Origin of the sequence: Nocardia transvalensis NBRC 15921, assembly GCF_000308875.1 — a bacterium.
Lineage (GTDB): Bacteria > Actinomycetota > Actinomycetes > Mycobacteriales > Mycobacteriaceae > Nocardia > Nocardia transvalensis.
On record NZ_BAGL01000128.1, the window covers coordinates 217,764 to 233,897 of the forward strand.

At 70.1% G+C, this 16,134-nt stretch carries 14 protein-coding genes; 11 read left to right on the forward strand and 3 right to left on the reverse strand.

The window, feature by feature from the left end; all coding sequences use genetic code 11:
• Positions 1-251 precede the first annotated feature (251 nt).
• Complete coding sequence (locus ON41_RS38045; RefSeq protein ID WP_040754243.1) at positions 252-1,880, forward strand: hypothetical protein; 1,629 nt, start codon at positions 252-254, stop codon at positions 1,878-1,880.
• A gap of 4 nt (positions 1,881-1,884) precedes the next feature.
• Here the strand turns inward: ON41_RS38045 and ON41_RS38050 are convergent, their stop codons facing one another.
• A complete protein-coding gene (locus tag ON41_RS38050; protein WP_051163481.1) occupies positions 1,885-2,655 on the reverse strand; it encodes a PaaI family thioesterase in 771 nt (256 codons plus the stop codon).
• A gap of 210 nt (positions 2,656-2,865) precedes the next feature.
• Here ON41_RS38050 and ON41_RS42185 point away from each other — a divergent pair, with 210 nt between their 5' ends.
• Positions 2,866-3,180, forward strand: a complete 315-nt coding sequence (locus ON41_RS42185) for a putative quinol monooxygenase (protein WP_051163483.1) — start codon at positions 2,866-2,868, stop codon at positions 3,178-3,180.
• Positions 3,181-3,200: 20 nt separating this feature from the next.
• Here ON41_RS42185 and ON41_RS38060 read toward each other — a convergent pair whose 3' ends face one another.
• Complete coding sequence (locus ON41_RS38060) at positions 3,201-3,890, reverse strand: PAS and ANTAR domain-containing protein (protein ID WP_051163486.1); 690 nt, start codon at positions 3,888-3,890, stop codon at positions 3,201-3,203.
• Positions 3,891-4,114: 224 nt separating this feature from the next.
• Here ON41_RS38060 and ON41_RS38065 point away from each other — a divergent pair, with 224 nt between their 5' ends.
• From ON41_RS38065 to ON41_RS38105, 9 genes are all read left to right on the forward strand, one after another.
• Positions 4,115-5,080, forward strand: coding sequence for a helix-turn-helix transcriptional regulator (locus ON41_RS38065; RefSeq protein ID WP_040754245.1), 966 nt, complete (start codon positions 4,115-4,117; stop codon positions 5,078-5,080).
• A gap of 49 nt (positions 5,081-5,129) precedes the next feature.
• Complete coding sequence (locus tag ON41_RS38070) at positions 5,130-5,774, forward strand: DUF4097 family beta strand repeat-containing protein (protein WP_040754248.1); 645 nt, start codon at positions 5,130-5,132, stop codon at positions 5,772-5,774.
• Between the two features lie 138 nt (positions 5,775-5,912).
• Positions 5,913-6,308 (forward strand): hypothetical protein, encoded by a 396-nt coding sequence (locus ON41_RS38075; protein ID WP_040754250.1) that lies wholly within the window; start codon positions 5,913-5,915, stop codon positions 6,306-6,308.
• 184 nt (positions 6,309-6,492) lie between these two features.
• A complete protein-coding gene (locus ON41_RS38080) occupies positions 6,493-7,974 on the forward strand; it encodes a serine/threonine-protein kinase (protein ID WP_040754252.1) in 1,482 nt (493 codons plus the stop codon).
• The gene (locus tag ON41_RS38085; protein WP_040754254.1) at positions 7,971-9,221 is read left to right on the forward strand and encodes a DUF7373 family lipoprotein; all 1,251 of its coding nucleotides are present in this window, start codon (positions 7,971-7,973) and stop codon (positions 9,219-9,221) included. Before ON41_RS38080 ends, ON41_RS38085 begins: the two co-directional genes overlap by 4 nt.
• Before the next feature lie 2 nt (positions 9,222-9,223).
• Entirely contained in the window at positions 9,224-10,750 is a 1,527-nt protein-coding gene (locus ON41_RS38090) for a serine/threonine-protein kinase (RefSeq protein ID WP_040754256.1), read from the forward strand.
• A 17-nt stretch (positions 10,751-10,767) separates the two neighbouring features.
• Positions 10,768-12,153, forward strand: a complete 1,386-nt coding sequence (locus ON41_RS39585; protein WP_051163488.1) for a serine/threonine-protein kinase — start codon at positions 10,768-10,770, stop codon at positions 12,151-12,153.
• Positions 12,150-13,427: a DUF7373 family lipoprotein gene (locus ON41_RS38100; RefSeq protein ID WP_157185812.1), complete on the forward strand. Its 1,278-nt coding sequence runs from the start codon at positions 12,150-12,152 to the stop codon at positions 13,425-13,427. The genes ON41_RS39585 and ON41_RS38100 overlap by 4 nt, the downstream gene beginning before the upstream one ends.
• 2 nt (positions 13,428-13,429) lie before the next feature.
• A complete protein-coding gene (locus ON41_RS38105) occupies positions 13,430-14,956 on the forward strand; it encodes a serine/threonine-protein kinase (RefSeq protein ID WP_040754260.1) in 1,527 nt (508 codons plus the stop codon).
• Between the two features lie 94 nt (positions 14,957-15,050).
• On the opposite strand, the gene ON41_RS38110 is transcribed toward ON41_RS38105, so the two are convergent.
• Complete coding sequence (locus ON41_RS38110; RefSeq protein ID WP_051163489.1) at positions 15,051-15,914, reverse strand: acyl-CoA thioesterase domain-containing protein; 864 nt, start codon at positions 15,912-15,914, stop codon at positions 15,051-15,053.
• Positions 15,915-16,134: the final 220 nt, after the last annotated feature.

A 16,134-nucleotide genomic window follows, 5' to 3' on the forward strand; every position in this document is an offset into this window, starting at 1 on the left:
CTGCGCCTCACGTCGGCGATGCGCTACCTACGCATTACCGATGTTTCGAACAGGGGTCTCCGGCCACACTGCTCGCAGCACTTGTCGGCGGCGTCGGACAGAAGTCGACAATTCTCGTCAATTCCGGTCTCGCACTGGTCAGAACACGAGGGGATAGCGGCGTCCAGGTGGCGACCACAACGGAACACGATCAGGCGACCTTCACGACCAATGGCCGATGGCGACGTCGGCTCGGCCATACCGGTTGGATCATGGGTCTGGCGACCGCGGTGACGCTCGGCCTCGAGCGATTCGGATTCAACCCCACCGACCAAGGCTTCGTGGTCGCTCAGTCGTGGCGTCTGCTGCACGGCGAGATACCGCACCGCGACTTGATTTCGGCTCGGCCGCTGGGGTCGGGGTACCTGCACATCATCGACTTCGCGCTTCCCGCACCGCTATTACTGTCCTCGACCTTCGTGCCGTGCCTGCAGCTGATCATCGCGACGGTCGTGCTGGCGGCGTGGACATCCGGTGTCGGAGTCCTGCGGTGGGGGCCGGTGCGCACCGCGGTTGTGGCGTCGGCCGCTGTGATAAACATCCACCTCTTCGGGATGACCTCGTGGCACACTATCGACGGCATATTCCTGATCGCCGTGGGCTGGTACGCGTTCGACACGGGTGAGCAACGCGATCGGGTATGGCTGGTGCGGGCGGGTCTTTTCGCCATCGGATTCGCGGCGGTCACCAAACAATCGTTCGTCCCGGCGGTCCTCGTCACCCTTGCCGTGCTGCTTGTTCGACGGCGGCACCCCGTGTCGCGGCTGCTCCTCGACCTCACCGCTCTGATCGGTCCGTCCGCCATTTACCTGCTGATCGTCACCGCGGGTGGCGGATTCGGGGCAATGGTCGAACAACTCGGCGGCGGGCGCGCCACTGCCGGTCAGCGCCTGCTGAGTATCGGTGTGATCCCCTGGGCGATACCGATTCTCGTCGTGTACGCCGTCGCGGTGCTCGCATCGACGACAGGGCGACCGCTGCTGCGTGGTATCGCCTCGGCTGCCGCGTGCCTGATTCTCGGAGCGGTCATTGTCGACGGACAGCTCGAGCGGGCGGGCGGCTGGGGGATTGTCCTCTGGTGGGCAGCCACTCTGACCATCGGCATATATGCCGTTGCACGACAAAGTATTCCGTGGCGCGCGGCAGGAATGGTGCTGCTCGGATACATGGCGTCGCTGTCGTGGGGATACGCCTCGCCCACTCTGCTGGGCGGCAGTCTGGCGCTGCTGGCTATCGAACTGATGGTGCGGGACATGCGGATTCCGGCCGGCCGGGTCCGCATCGCCGGTGGCGTCGCCGCGGTTGTCTTGCTGGTAGCGACGCTGGGATGGATGGGTGAACTCCGGCTGCGGGCCCCTTACCGTGATCTGCCGGCCGGTGAGCTGACCGCCGACCTCGGAGAGTCGACACCCGCAATGCGTGGTATCCGGACGAATCCGGCAACGGCGGCCTACGTCGGGCAGATCGTGAACTGCCTCGACCGGTATCCCGCGTCCCGCACCGCCGTGCTGCCCGACAATCCGTTCCTCTATCCGGCGTTGCGTGTCAGAAATCCGTTTCCCCTCGATTGGCCACTGTCGGCAGAACTCGTCGCCGACAGCCGTGCGCGCCTCGACACGGCGGCCGAAAGGCTCGAGCGGGAGGGCGACTACCTGGTCTTGTTCCAGACCGTCACCACCCGTTCCCTCGCGTCGGCAACACCGGTCCCGGCCACCGTGCCGGCCGACGCTCCGGTGGTGGATCCGGCCGGAATAGCGAACGGCATACGCGCGCGGCTCCACGGCCGACCCGTGACCTGCGGCTCCTTCACCGGTGTCTGGCAACCACCGCGGAGTTCCTGAAGGGTCAGTCGAAGACGCGTGCGGTGGCCAGTGTGGTCAGGCGGTTGTCGTTGCCGGTGTCGCGTACCTCCACCCGGGCCACGCCCGAGTGCAGCCGCGCGTCGGCGGATACCGGGCCGACCCGTGCGCCGAGGAGGTAGCGGAGACCCAGGAAGCACAGTGTGGATCCGGGGGTGAGTGAGAGGACCGATTCCTCGGCGGCCAGGGCGATCAGGCCGCCGTTGACGGTGCCGGAGGCGTTGAGCCCCTCCACGGTTCGGGGGAGTAGGACCGATCCCGGGGCGATCCGCGTGCAGGCGGCGCGCTCGGCCAGCGGCGCCGGCAATCGGTCGGCCGTGCGCGGGAGGTCGACGCTGAACTGCCGGGGGAATCGGATATCGGGATCGGGGGCCACCATGAAGGACGCGGCGCTGAACCCGATCGGCTCGTCATCGACGGTGAATTCGCATTCGGCCACGAACACCGAGCGGCCCGCCTTCACCGTCCGCCCGACGGCCTTCACCTCGCCCGCGGCGGGCGCCGGGCGATACAGATGGACGTCGAGTTCGAGCGTGACGGGCACACGCGGACCCATCACCAGCGAGGCGAGCAGTCCGGACACGGTGTCGGCCCAGGTCGCCAGCACCGAGATGCGTAGCGCGGTGGTGCCGGGAACATGCAATTCGGGCGTGATCTCGGCGGAACCGTGCAACTGGTCACCCACCCGCTGCGTGGCGAATCCCAGCTCGCGCAAGATCCGCCCGCGATCCTCCAGGCTGCTCGGTACGGTCGTCACGGTCTTCCCTCCGCAGTCGCACGGATACCGAGCGCACGGCACCCCATATCGAGACTATTCATTCTCTATTCCGAGAATGACACTTTCAAAGGTAGCGCCCTCGGGTCGGCCGCCGGCCTCGCACGCCCGGTGATAACGGCCACAGCGAGCACCGACCCCGCCACGACGCGGCCAGCGGAAATCAACCAACCGGTTAGTTATGATGAAGTCATGGAGCCGGTCGTACACGTCCTCGCCGATCTCACCTGCCGTCCGGAAGACGCCGGCCGGATGAGCGAGGTGATCGAGAGATTCGCGCAGGCCTGCAGGCGCGAGCCGGGATGCCTTTCCTACGACGTCTTTCGGTCGGTCGAGCAACCCGAGCGCTTCCTGAGCGTCGAACAATATGCCGATCGGGAAGCCTTTGCGGCGCACAGGAATTCGGATCACTTCCGCGAGATCGGTCAGGGTGAACTGCTGGCGGTGGCTGTCACGCGCACCGTGCGGACGTTCACCGGCGCGGAGCCGGTCCCGCCGAAGGCGTAACTCACGAGCGAGGTCCGAGTTCACCGATGCGAGCCCAGGTTGGCGCGGTGGTGGAGGGTGAGCAGGATGTGATCGAACGTGGCCACGGTCGCCGCGTCCGGGGACGGGAGGTCGGACAGTTCGGCGAGCAGCTGTTCGGCCAGGGCGCGCAGTTTGGTGTTGGTCTCCTGTGAGCGCCAGGCGAGGACCTTGAAGGCCTGTCCGGCGTTGATCCCGTACATCCCCATGAGGATGCCCTTGGCCTGTTCGATCACCGCGCGGGATTCGATGATTTCGGGCAGCCGCTGCTCGACCACGTCCCGCTCGGCGTCGGCCAGGGTGTCGGACAGGTCGATGTAGAACCCCGCCGTGCCGACCGGGCGATCGTTGTCGTCGAGGATGCGGTCGGCGACGACCATGACCGCGTGTTCCCGGCCGTGGGTGTCGATGAACCGGTGCCTGCTGGAGAACGGTTCGCCCTGGTCCACGGAGCGCGCGATGGCGTCGGCGACGTGGTCGCGGTCGTCGGGATGTTTGTGGGCGAGTAGCAGTTCGGTGGTCGGCTCGACCTCGCCGGGTTGATACCCGTGCATCCGGTAGAGCTCCGTCGACCATTCCCAGCGGCAGCTGGTGAACCAGAACCGGAAGCTTCCGGCCGCGGTCGACGGGTAGGCCGGGTCGGCCGGCGGGTACGGCACCGGACCGGTGGAGGGATCGGCGGAGGTGGTCACCGCCCGAGTATCGACCGGTTCGCCGGTGACATTCGGGACTCGCGGTGAATATCGCCGGATGGACAGCGCCGTTCGCTTTTCGTATATCGGTCGCGCCGAACACGGGGCCGGGATTCGGCGAATCGTGACGGATCGGGCAGAATATCCAGGACGGGTTCAGCCACGTGCCCTCACGGTCGATCGTGCCGCCGCGCACGACGCAGCAGTGAGAGGAGTGCCCGTTCATGGCCGCAGTGGAATTCGACAGCGACAGCTTGGGAGCGACCGAGCAGTTCCTGAACCAGCACTACACGACGATGCGGATCGGGAACGGCGTCGAAACCACACCGGTGCGCAGCCATATCGTCCGCGAGTCCTTCGGCACCGTCGATCTGGACCGGCTGGATCTCGGATTCGACATGGTCTACAACGCCGATCCGCTCGCCAAGATCTGCCTGTGCGGCGTGGAGACCGGGTGGGTCGAGGAACACTACCTCGACGAGGGCACCGACACGTTCGGCCCGGGGGAGATCGGTGTCCTGACGCCGCCGGACCTGCCCTATTCCGGAGTGATCCACCAGTCCCGTTACACCATCACCATGTTCGCGCCCGCCGAACTCGGCCGCATCGCGTCGACGGGCCCGGACGCCGGTGACCTGCCGGTGGAGATCATCGGTCATCGGCCCGTCTCCGCGGCCGCGGGTCGCACGCTGACGGACGCCATCACCCATCTGCGGGAGATGACCGCCGGCTACCCCGACGGCGTGCCGCCGCTGATCGCCGGGGCCGCGACGCAGTACCTCGCGGCCAGTGTCCTGCAGGCGTTCCCGACCACCGCGGTCGTCGACCCCACCGCCGCCGACCGCCGCGACGCCCATCCCGACTGCGTGCGACGCGCCCTGTCCTATATGGAATCCCATGTCCAGGAGGACATCTCGGTCGCCGACATCGCCGCGGCCGCCTACGTCACCGTCCGAGCCCTGCAGCTGGCGTTCCGGCGGCATCTCGACACCACCCCGATGGCGTATCTGAAACGGATGCGGTTGCGCGGTGCGCACGAGCAGCTCGCCGCCGCCACCGTCGACGACCGTGCCACGGTCGCCGGCATCGCCGCCACCTGGGGTTTCGCGCATCCCGGCCGCTTCGCGGCGCTCTACCGCGAACACTACGGCCGGGCCCCGGGCGTCACGCTCGGCGCCGACTCACGGTAATCCCGCCGGGCTCCGGTGGCGGATGATGTGACAACGAAGGAGGGCGCGCATGATGCGCGAATTCGATTCTCCCGGGCCGATTTCCGTCGTGATCGAGGCGTACGTGGGCCACATCCGTGTCGTCGCGGCAGACCGGACGACCGCGGTTGTCGACGTGCGTGCCGACGATCGGAACCGGCGTTTCGACGTGGAGGCCGTCGAGCGGACGCGAGTGGAGTACTCGGAGGGCCGTTTGCGGGTGAGCGCACCGGGTCCGCCGTGGGGCGGGGAGGCGGTCGGCCGCGCCCACGGTTCGATCGAGATCGTGGTCGAAGTGCCGATCGGGTCACAGGTGCGGGCCGACACGGGGATGGGGACGATCCGCACCGAGGGGCGGCTCGGTGATTGCCGACTGACGAGTTCGCTCGGCGACATCTCCGTCGGCGCCGCGGAATCGGCCGTTACCGCCACGACCACGACAGGGTCCATCCACGTCGACCTGATCACCCAGGGGAGGATCCGCTTGGAGACCACCATGGGCGAACTCGACATCGGCGTGCGTCCCGGCACCGCGGCCGTGCTCGACCTGCACACGGATTTCGGCTGGGTACGCAACGATCTCGAGACCGCCGGGGATCCGGGCGCCTCGGGCAGGACCGCCGAGGTGCGGGCGCGCGTCACCACCGGCAACATCGTTGTCCGCCGGGTGGCCTGATCACCGCGGTGCCCACGGAATTGCGGGCTCGCTCCGGGGCGGCGAGTACGACAGTCTCGGTGCGATCCCGGCGTAGCGTCACGGCTGAACGAGGGGGATGCGATCGGCACGGACGTGCCGGAGAAGGAGTGGCGGACTATGAGCTGGACCCGTACTGTCGTCAGCCTGTCGGCGCTGGCGGCGAGTGGCGCCGCCGCGGTGATCGCGGCCTCCGGGCAGGCGGCCGCCGAGCCGCGGGACTGCACGCTCGACCGCACGCCGAGCAGCGCCGCCGCGCAATGCGGCGGCGATGGTAGCTACATCCTGGAAGTGGATTGCTTCGGGCTGAACCTGGCCGGCGGCAGCCCGATATTCGGTCCGTACAACAAGTCGGTGACCGGGTACGGCGGTCCGGGTTCCCATCCGGCACGGGACTGTGTGATGCCCCTGACCCTCGGCCAGATCGGAATAGCGACGGACGCGCGGATCACGCCGTTCCCGACCCGCCCCGGCCTGCCGCCCAACGCCTGGGAGTACGACCCCGGCCGCCGATAGTCATACCGTCGCCGCACCGGGCACGCCGTCTTCCCCCGGGCGGTGAGTCGAGGACCGGGCGAACGTCCGGATCGGACGGTATCGTGCCGCGGTAATACTGTGAACGGGGTGAGGGCAACTGTCCCGCAACGGGTTTGGTTGCGGCGGGGTAGCTCATAACTGGATTCGGGGAGGGCAGGGTTCGTTGAGCGTCGCCGAGGACGCGGGCTTCGCGGGCTATCGCATCGAGCGCACGCTCGGTTCGGGTGGCATGGGTACGGTTTATCTGGCCCAGCATCCACGATTGCCGCGCAAGGACGCCGTGAAGGTGCTGGCCGAGGCACACGCGGACGATGACGGGTTCCGGGCGCGGTTCCTGCGGGAGGCCGAGGTCGCGGCCCGGCTGCAGCACCCGAACCTGGTGGCCATCCACGACCGTGGCGAGCACGCCGGGCGATTGTGGATCGCCATGCAGTACGTCGAGGACGGCGACCTGTCCGCGCTGATCCGCCGCGGCCCCGCGGTGCTGGACGTGCCACGGGTGATACACATTCTGTCCGAGGCGGCGGCGGGCTTGGACGAGATCCACCGGGCCGGTCTGCTGCACCGCGACGTGAAGCCCGCCAATATTCTGATCGCCGAACGGCCCGGCGGCGAGGACCGGGTTCTGGTCACCGACTTCGGAATCGCCCGTCCCGCCGACGATTCGACGACGCTGGCCGGCCCCGGCGGCCTGTCGGCCACACTGGCCTACGCGGCGCCCGAGCAGATCAGCGGAGAGCCGGTGGACCAGCGCGCCGACGTCTACGCGCTGGGTTGCACGCTGTATCAGATGCTGGCCGGCTCGGTGCCGTTCCCGCGCAACAGCGCCGGGGCGGTGATGTACGCGCACCTGCACGAGCCACCGCCGCGCCCGTCGCGGCACAATCCGCGGGTTCCGGCGGCGTTGGACGCCGTCGTCGCGACAGCGATGGCCAAGAAGCCGGGCGAGCGGTTCGCCACCTGCAGCGAACTCGCCGCCGCGGCACGCGCGGCGGTGACCGGGCACGGTTCGGCACGGCGGCGGCCCGTCCGGATCGGCGTCCTCGCCGCGGTGCTGTCGGTCGTTCTGATTCTGGGGGCCGCGGTGGCGTACGGTCTCGTCACGTCCGAATCCGGCGGATCGCCGAGCGCGAGCCGTCGGCCGATCACCGGAACGATCGAACCGACCGCCTGGGGCGCCTATGCATTCGTCCCGCAGACGTTCCCGGATCTGCTTCCACCGATGCCGTTCGGGGTGGGGTATCAGGAATTGACGGGCTGCGTACCACTCGGCGAGAACTGGGAGTCTGCGGACCTGGACGTCGTGCCGCGAGTGGCGCATCTGCTGTGTCTCGGAAATATGTACCCGGCTCTCGAGGTGGATGTGTACTGCAACGCCGATCGGTCGCCGATCGCGCCGAAGGTTTCGTACGTGTCGGTGGAGGGCGACGAGAACTGGACGCGGCCCTCGGGAAGCGGACATCTGTTCTGGGGCACCGACAATTTCAGCGGCGTCCAGGAGGCGCGGCTGAACAAGCCCGCCCTGGGCGTGCTCGACGTGTACTTCAACGAGCCCGACCGAAACTTCTGCCGGTTGCAGGTCACCGGCACCGTGGCGTCCGGCGTCGAATTGCGGCGCTCCTGGTGGACGGAGGCGCCACTGTGAGGGCGATCGACGCCGGCCGCGCCGCCGCCGTGCTCGGCGCGATCGCGCTGCTGCTCGTCGCGGGCTGCTCGACCGAGGGGAACCCGCGGCCGGAGTACCCGGATCCGGGGTCGCTCGACGCCGGCGCCTACGGGGTGGAGCCCCTCGACGCGCCGGCCGACGGTAACGAACGCTACGGTCGCGTGCTGGAGTCGACGCGGATGATCGAAGCGCTGATCGATCCCGTCGAAGCCGATCCGGCGCTGACACATTTCGCGAGCCCGGGCCATGTGATCCCGCTGCCCACGCCGGCCACCGCGGCCGTATTCCTCGCCGAGCCGGTGCGCCCGGTCCTCGAGCGCAACGGGATGCTGGCCGGCGCGGAGGTCGACGGCAGCGATGTCGAGGCTCCGGCCCACGGGCCGGTGATCGGCAGCGCACGGCTGCTGACCACGATCGTGCTGCGATTCCCCGATGCCGCGGCCGCGGAGCGCGCGGCGCGGGACATCGATGCCGTCGACACCGCGGTGAGCCCGGAGAACGTCGCGGTGCCGATCCCGGGTCAGCCTGCGGCGCATGCCCATTGGCGGCCCACCGTGCCCACCCTTGCCGCCACCCTCGCCACGGGCGACTACGTGGTGAGCCTGCTGGCCGGCCATACCGCACCGGACCTGACCGCCCTGACCACCTTGGCGGACAGGGCTTTCGCCGCGCAGCTCCCGCGGTTGCGCGAGTTCGCGGCGACGCCGGCGGATCGGCTGGCCACGCTGCCGCTGGACCCCGACGGCATGATCCGGCGGCTGGTGCCCGACGCTCCGGGACGCTGGTCGTACCCCGCGGTCACCATCACGAGCAAGGACGTGAACGCCGGGTGGAACGCCACCGTCCAGGGGCATGGCGTGGTGTACGGCCCGCGCGCATCGAGACTGGCGGGCGGCGACCGCGAGACCGATCATCCGGTCGAACTCAGGGCCGTGAACGGGCTCAACGTCATGTACCGGTACGCCGACGCCGCGACCGCGCGGCGCGCCTTCGAGGCGTCCTCGGGCCGTTACCGCGCGAACAGTGGCCTGCGACCGGCGTCGCCTCCCGGTGCCGTTCCGGACGCGCGGTGCTGGGAGTCGCTCCAATCGGATGCCTTGCGCTCGACGAGATTCCTCTGCGCGCTGGTGCACGGACGGTACGTCGCGGCGATCCTCACGCGGGAGCTGAAGACGGGGCAGCAGAAGATGGCGGCGCAGTACGGCCTGCTGGTGAACGGCGAGTAGCGGTGACCGATATCTTCGCGCCGGGCGTGGTTTTCGCCGGATACCGGATCGAACGGGTGCTGGGTTCCGGCGGGATGGGGACTGTGTATCTGGCCGCGCATCCGCGACTGCCCCGTTTCGACGCGGTGAAGGTGCTGCCGGAGGCGCTCGGCGCCGACCCGGAGTACCGTGCCCGTTTCGTGCGCGAGGCGGAACTGGCCGCGCGACTGGATCATCCGAATATCGTCGCGGTGCGCGATCGCGGCGTCGAACGCGGTTTCCTGTGGATCGCCATGCAGTTCGTCGACGGGACGGACGCCGCCGGCGCGCTGCGGCGCAGTCCCGGCGGGCTCGACTCGAGGCTGTCGGCCTACATCGTCGGCGAGGCGGCGCGCGGCTTGGACGAGGCACATCGCGCGGGCCTGCTGCACCGCGACGTGAAACCGGCCAACCTGCTGCTGGAATCCCGTGGCGCGAACCACCCGCCCCGGGTGTACGTCTCGGATTTCGGTATCGCCCGCGGCGCCACCGATACCGCCGGGCTGACGGAAACCGGCTCGCTGCTGGCGACCGTGGCCTACGCCGCGCCCGAGCAGATCATGGCCACGGCCATCGACCACCGGGCCGACGTCTACGCCCTGGGCTGCACGCTGTACGAGCTGCTGACCGGAGCGAAACCGTTTCCCCGGCCCACCCCGGCCGCGGTGATGCACGCCCACCTCACCGATCCACCGCCGCGGCCGACCGCACAGGTCCCCGGACTACCGCCCGCGTTCGACGCGATCATCGCACGGGCACTGGCCAAGAATCCGGACGACCGCTACCCCAGCTGCGGTGCGCTGGCGGCCGATGCGGTCGCGGCCGCCGGTAGCCCGGCCGCGCCCGGTCCGCCGATCCCGAAGCCTCCGCCGCTCCGTCCACCCCGCCGGGGTGTTCGCCGGATGGTGGCGGCGGTGGCTGTGACTCTCGTGGTGGTCGCGGGCGTCGTCGCGGTCGTGGCCGCGCGCGACAAACCGGCCGCCCCGCCGCCGGCCGCGGCGAGCGCCACCACCACCCCCGCCGCGCCGGCCTCGACCGCGAGCAGCCCGTTCACCTGGGGCAGATATCAATACGTGGTCGAACCCTTTCCCCGTCTCCTGCCCGCCGAGCCACTGTCGAGTGGTTACAAGGGAATTCGCTGCGTCATGATCGACAGCCGGGATGTGAAGCAGATCGCGCTCGACGCAGGTCCCCGTGCGGGTGTTCCCGAAATGTCGTGCCAGGGCGACCGGAATCCGGTCGACCACCTGTCGGTCCTGTGCAACGCCAATCGCACGCCCAGCACCGTGCCACGGTTCGCGGAGGTCACCATCGTCGGCGACCAGCCGTGGGAGCGTGCGTCGGGCCGGGGCCGACTCGTGTGGGGTGACACCGTCGACGACCGGGGGCCGCGCGGGATCCTGGGAATCCAATTCGACGATCCCGCCCGGAATCACTGCCTGATCACGCTCTTCGGCGGAGCCGACGGGCAAGAACTGGTCGATCGGTGGTGGCACGATGCGCCGTTGTGACCGCGGGAGGGAGACGCATGACCGTCGGTGAGGGCACGGTCCTGGGCGGATACCGGCTCGAACGCAGGCTCGACAACGCCACCGCGACAGCGGTATTCGTCGCGCGGCATCCCACGATGGACCGATCCGACGAGGTGACGGTCCGATCCGGTGGCGGGGACGAGGGCTTCCGGGCGCATTTCCTGCGCACGGCCGAACTCGCCGCGCGGCTGCGGCATCCGAATCTGGCGACGGTCGTGGACGCGGGCGAGCAGGACGGCCGCTTGTGGCTCGCCAGCACGCACGTCGACGGTGTCGATGCGGGGCAGATGGCCGAGCGCGGCGGCGTGGACGCCGCTCGGGCGGTGCGGATCGTGGCCGCGGCGGCGCGCGGACTCGACGAGGTCCATCGCGCCGGCCTGCGCCACGGGGACGTGAAACCCGCCGACATCAGGGTCGCCGAACGGCCCGGCGCGACCGAACACGTCGTCCTCACCGGCTACGGGATCGCCCGCGCCGCAACGGATCCGGTGACGTTCCCCGCACCGGAACAGACGGCCGGTGGCCCGGTCGACCACCGGGCCGACGTATACGCGCTGGGGTGCACGCTCTATCAGATGCTCACCGGTGTGGCGCCCGTTCGCGGTGCGCCCGTCCCGCCGCCGTCGCAATCCAACCCCTGGGTCCCTGCCGCACTGGACGCGGTGGTGGCGCGGGCGACCGCACCGCACCCGCACGACCGCTTTCCCGACTGCGCCGCGCTGGCCGCGGCCGTCGAAGCCACCGGAGGAGCGAGCGCCGCGCCGCCGGTGCGGTCGCGCCGCCGGGCGACAGTCGCCGGCCTCGCGCTGGCGCTGGTGCTGGTGATCGGGGTGGCCGTATCGATCTGGGCGGTGGCCGGTGGTGAGGACCGGCCCGCCCCCGACCCCGCGCCGGCCGCCGGGACCCGCTCGCCGGAACTGCAGGCCGCGCTGTGGGGTTCGTATGCCTATGTCGCGGAGGCGTTTCCGAATCTGCTGCCGGTCTCGGTCGCCGGTATCGGCCATGCCGAGCTGACCCCCTGCACGGCCGTCGACGCGAACCTGCAGGCGGTGTCGCTGGACGTACCCGAACGGATCGGGCGCGTGATGTGCCTCGGGAACGGCGAACCCATCATCAGTGTCGTCGTCGAATGCGCGGCCGACCGGACCCGGACGAGCCCCCAGCAGGCGAGCTGGGTGGTCGGTGGCGGCGAACGGTGGTCGCGGCCGACCGGATCGGGACAGCTGCGCTGGGGCGAGTTCCGGAATACGGCGGGAGCGTCCGTCGGCCGGCTCGAGGTGTTCTTCGACGACGCGCCGCGAAACTTCTGCCGGGTTCAGGTCAACGGCCGGACGTCCGGCGCCGAACTGCGTGCCCGCTGGTGGCCGGGAGCGCCGCTGTGATCGGGACGATCGTGATCCCGGAGAAGGGAGAACCGGTGCGCCGCCGTCGCCCGAGACTGCCCCTGATCGCCGCCGCGCTGGCACTGCTCCTGGTGCCCGGCTGCACCGTCGCGGGCAGTCCCGTCCGGAGCGGGCCGGACCCGGCGGCGGTGGATATCGGTCCGTACCGCGCCGAACTGCTCGCACCGCCGCGGGACGGCACCGACGCGGAAGGGCGGGTGCTGGAGTCGGTCCGGATGGGTGAGGCGGTCATCGATCCGCTGGAGGCCGACCCGGCACTGAAATTCGGACTGGGCGCGGTCGCTTCGGTGCCGGTCCCCACGCCCGCGAAGGCGGCGTTCCTGGCGCGGCCGGTGCAGGCGGTGCTGGAACGGCACGGCATGCTGGCCGGGTTCTCCGTCGGCGGGATGGACACGGAGATCGCGGCCGATCTGGCCGTGGGCCGCGCGCGGTTGCTGACCGTACTGCTGCTGCGGTTCCCCGACCCCGCCGCCGCCCGGTCGGCGGCCGCGGAGATCGACGCCGTCGACGCGGCCGTCAGCCCGGAGAACGTCCCGGCACAGATTCCGGGCCACCCCGGCGCGCACGCGCATTGGCGGCCGAGCACACCGACGCTGGCCGCCACGACAGCCGAGGACTCCTACGTGATCAGCGTGCTCGCCGGTGAACGGACCACGGACCTCGACGGCCTCGGCCGACTGGCCGCCGCGGCGTTCACGGCGCAGACCGCGCGGCTGCGGGATTTCCGGCCCACTCCGCCGGACCGGTTCGGCACGCTACCGCTCGACACCGACGGCATGCTGGCCCGCCTGCTGCCGGAGGCGCCCGGCGTCTGGCCGCGGCCACAGGTGGTCGTCTCGCGCTCGGATGCCAACGCGGGCTGGCAACCCCGGTACGTGGTGACCGGCGTCGTGTACGGTCCGCGGGCCTCGCACCGGTACGGAAGTTGGGAGAAGTCCGCGGAGCCGGGCAACATGGTGATCGCACTCAACGGGCTGAGTACTCTCGTGCGCCTTCCGGACGCGGCCGCCGCGCGCAGGGAGTACGACGAGTCGGTCGGTGAACTGACCGAACCGGGACAGCGTGAGGTGGCGGCGCCCGCCGGAATTCCGGATTCCCGATGCATGGAATCGCTGTCCGGGTTCGTGTCCGTCCCGCGGTTCGCCTGCCGGGTGCTGTACGGCGCGCACGAGGGACTGGCGTTCGCCCGCACCCTGGACGACGCCCACCACAAGATCGCGGCCCAGTATCTGCTGCTGGCCCGGAGCGAATAGGCATGCGGGACAAGCTCCTTCCTGGCACGGTCTTCGCCGGCTACGTGATCGAACGAGTCCTCGGCGCCGGTGGCATGGGCACGGTGTACGTGGCGCGGCACCCGCGCCTGCCGCGCCGCGACGCGCTGAAGGTGCTGTCGGCCGACCACAGCGCCGACGCCGAGTACGGGGCCCGGTTCATCCGGGAAGCCGATCTGGCCGCGCGGCTCAACCACCCGAATATCGTCGCCGTCCACGACCGGGGCGTCGAGGACGGGCGGCTGTGGATCGCCATGCAGTACGTGGACGGCAGCGACGTCGCCCACCTCGTGCGCGACGGTGGCGTGCCCGATCCGCGGCAGGCGGCGTGGATCGTGGAGCAGGCGGCTCGCGGCCTGGACGAGGCGCATCGCGCCGGTCTGGTGCACCGCGACGTCAAACCGGGCAACATCCTGCTCACCGCGGGGCAGCCGGGCCGGGTGTTGGTGACGGACTTCGGAATCGGCCGGTCGGTCGCCGATCCCACGGTGCTCACCGCGGCGGGCACGGTCGTGGCGACCGTCGCCTACGCCGCGCCGGAACAGCTGATGGCACAGCGCGTGGATCACCGGGCGGACATCTACGCGCTCGGCTGCACCCTGTACGAACTGCTCACGGGGCAGAAGCCGTTTCCGCGCGCCACGGCCGCCATGGTGCTGCACGCGCACCTCGAGGATCCGCCGCCGCGACCCACGGCGATCCGGCCGGGCCTGCCGCCGGCGATCGACGCGGTGATCGCCCGCGCGCTGGCGAAACATCCGGACCATCGATATCCCACGTGCGGCGCGCTGGCAGCCGCGGCGTCGGCCGCGTTCGGAATGCGCCCGGTCGCGCCGCCCGCGTCGCGGCCACCGATGCCGGCGGCTCCGCGGCCGCCGCGGTCGCGGCGCCGTCGGATGATCGTGATCGCCGCGCTGCTGTCGGTGTGTGCGGTCGCCGCCGCCGGTATCGTTGCGCTGAGCCGGGATTCGGGGCGGGATGCGTCGCCGGTCGCGCCGCCGACCGCCACGCCGGTCGCTCGCCCGACGAGCACGACCTCGGCGGCGCGAAGCACCTGGGGCAGTTACTCGTATATGGCGAAGACATTCCCCGGCCTGCTGCCCACCGCCCCCGACGTGGCCGGATACCAGGGCATCCGATGTGTGGCGCTGACCGAGGACGGGCATCCGGCCGACCTCACCGTACCCGCCGCCGGAGTCTCCCGGATGAACTGCAACGGCGACAAGGAACCACTGGAACTTCTGGTGGTGCAGTGTAATGCCGACGGTTCGCTGCGAACCGGGATCGACTCCCAGCGCAATGCGACGATCGTGGCCGACGAACGCTGGCAACGACTTTCGGGCACCGGCCGGGTGGTGTGGGGCGACGTCCCCAATCCTCGGAAGGAGCCGGCCGGCATCGTCACCGTCATCTTCGACGGCGTTTCCCGAAACTCCTGCCAGCTGGTGGCATTCGGCGGCCACTCCGGCCGCGACATGCTCGATCGCTGGTGGGCGAACGCGCCGCTCTAACGGGCGGTCGGTGCGTGATGGTGGGGTGGCTCGCTCGGTCGCCACCGGCGAGAGCGACACCGCGCGCGTGATCTCTTCTCGGCACGGGCCCGCGTCAGCCTGCCGCGCTGCCGTTTCGGCCGCCGGGGTGGAAGCCGCGGTTGGCTATGCCGACCGTGACCGTGGTGCCGACTGGCCCGTGTTTGTCGAGGAGGGTGGCCGAACCTGTGGCGATGCCCGCCTGGCTGTAGTGGGTGAGGCCCGCCACGCCGATCGAGGGGCCGTCGGGCAGGCGCGACAGCGTGACGGTGTAGTCCGCGTTGATGAAGTGGAGTCCGGCCGTGCCGTAGTGCACGACGGCGCTGGCGGAGTCGGCGACCATGACCGCGCGCGTCAGCGGCGTCAGTTCCGTCCCGGTGACGAGGGGCACGGTGTAGGTGAGCCAGATGAACTTCTGGCTCCCGGTCTCCCAGGTGCTCAGGTCCGCGCCCGGGGCGCCGGGATCGTCGGCGTTGTAGATCGCGCCGTGGCTGGTGGCTCCGGCGGCCGGAACGGTCGGAATGTCGTGCAGCGGAGGCATATCGACGGGGGTGGTCCACACGTCGTTGGGTGGTTGTTCGCTGGGCCGCAGGAAGACGGCGCGGGCGTGCGCGACCGCCCGGGACCCCTGGGTCATCTCCGCGTCGACGAGTGCGATGCGCGTGCCTTCTCGCAGGACGGTCGTCGTGACGGTCACCGGCTCCAGCGCGGCACGCCCCGACAGGTCGATCGTCACGCGGGCCGGATGCAGCCCGGCGCCGGCGACGCGGCGCTCGATCGCGGTGCTGAGCAGACCACCGACGTACTGGCCGCTGACGAAGTCGCCCCACGGACCGCGCGCGAGGGCGGTGGGGACGTAGGTATCGCCGTCGGCGACGTACACACCGGCCGGAGAGTCCTCGGTGACCTCTCCCGCGGGCGGTTCTGTTCGTAGTGTCATGACTTCGGGGATGCTCCGTGGTAGGTCCGGCCGGTGGTCGGCGAATTCGCTGTTTACCTCCGGCGCTTCTGCTATCTTCCGGACAGCTGTCCGGCTTAGTGTCCATTATTGCCGACCGGCGGTGAATACGCCGCCCGCGAATCCGGCGGATGCGCCGACCACTGTCCGATATACTGTCCGGACAGGTGTGCAAGTACTGTTGTGATCGGTCGGCTGTGGT

Bases quoted from the DNA above. Each gene is read 5' to 3' on its own strand.
- ON41_RS38045 (WP_040754243.1), top strand. From the start codon at position 252: ATGGGTCTGGCGACCGCGGTGACGCTCGGCCTCGAGCGATTCGGATTC.
- ON41_RS42185 (WP_051163483.1), top strand. From the start codon at position 2,866: ATGGAGCCGGTCGTACACGTCCTCGCCGATCTCACCTGCCGTCCGGAA.
- ON41_RS38065 (WP_040754245.1), top strand. From the start codon at position 4,115: ATGGCCGCAGTGGAATTCGACAGCGACAGCTTGGGAGCGACCGAGCAG.
- ON41_RS38075 (WP_040754250.1), top strand. From the start codon at position 5,913: ATGAGCTGGACCCGTACTGTCGTCAGCCTGTCGGCGCTGGCGGCGAGT.
- ON41_RS38110 (WP_051163489.1), bottom strand. From the start codon at position 15,914: ATGACACTACGAACAGAACCGCCCGCGGGAGAGGTCACCGAGGACTCT.
- ON41_RS38070 (WP_040754248.1), top strand. From the start codon at position 5,130: ATGATGCGCGAATTCGATTCTCCCGGGCCGATTTCCGTCGTGATCGAG.
- ON41_RS38105 (WP_040754260.1), top strand. From the start codon at position 13,430: ATGCGGGACAAGCTCCTTCCTGGCACGGTCTTCGCCGGCTACGTGATC.
- ON41_RS39585 (WP_051163488.1), top strand. From the start codon at position 10,768: ATGACCGTCGGTGAGGGCACGGTCCTGGGCGGATACCGGCTCGAACGC.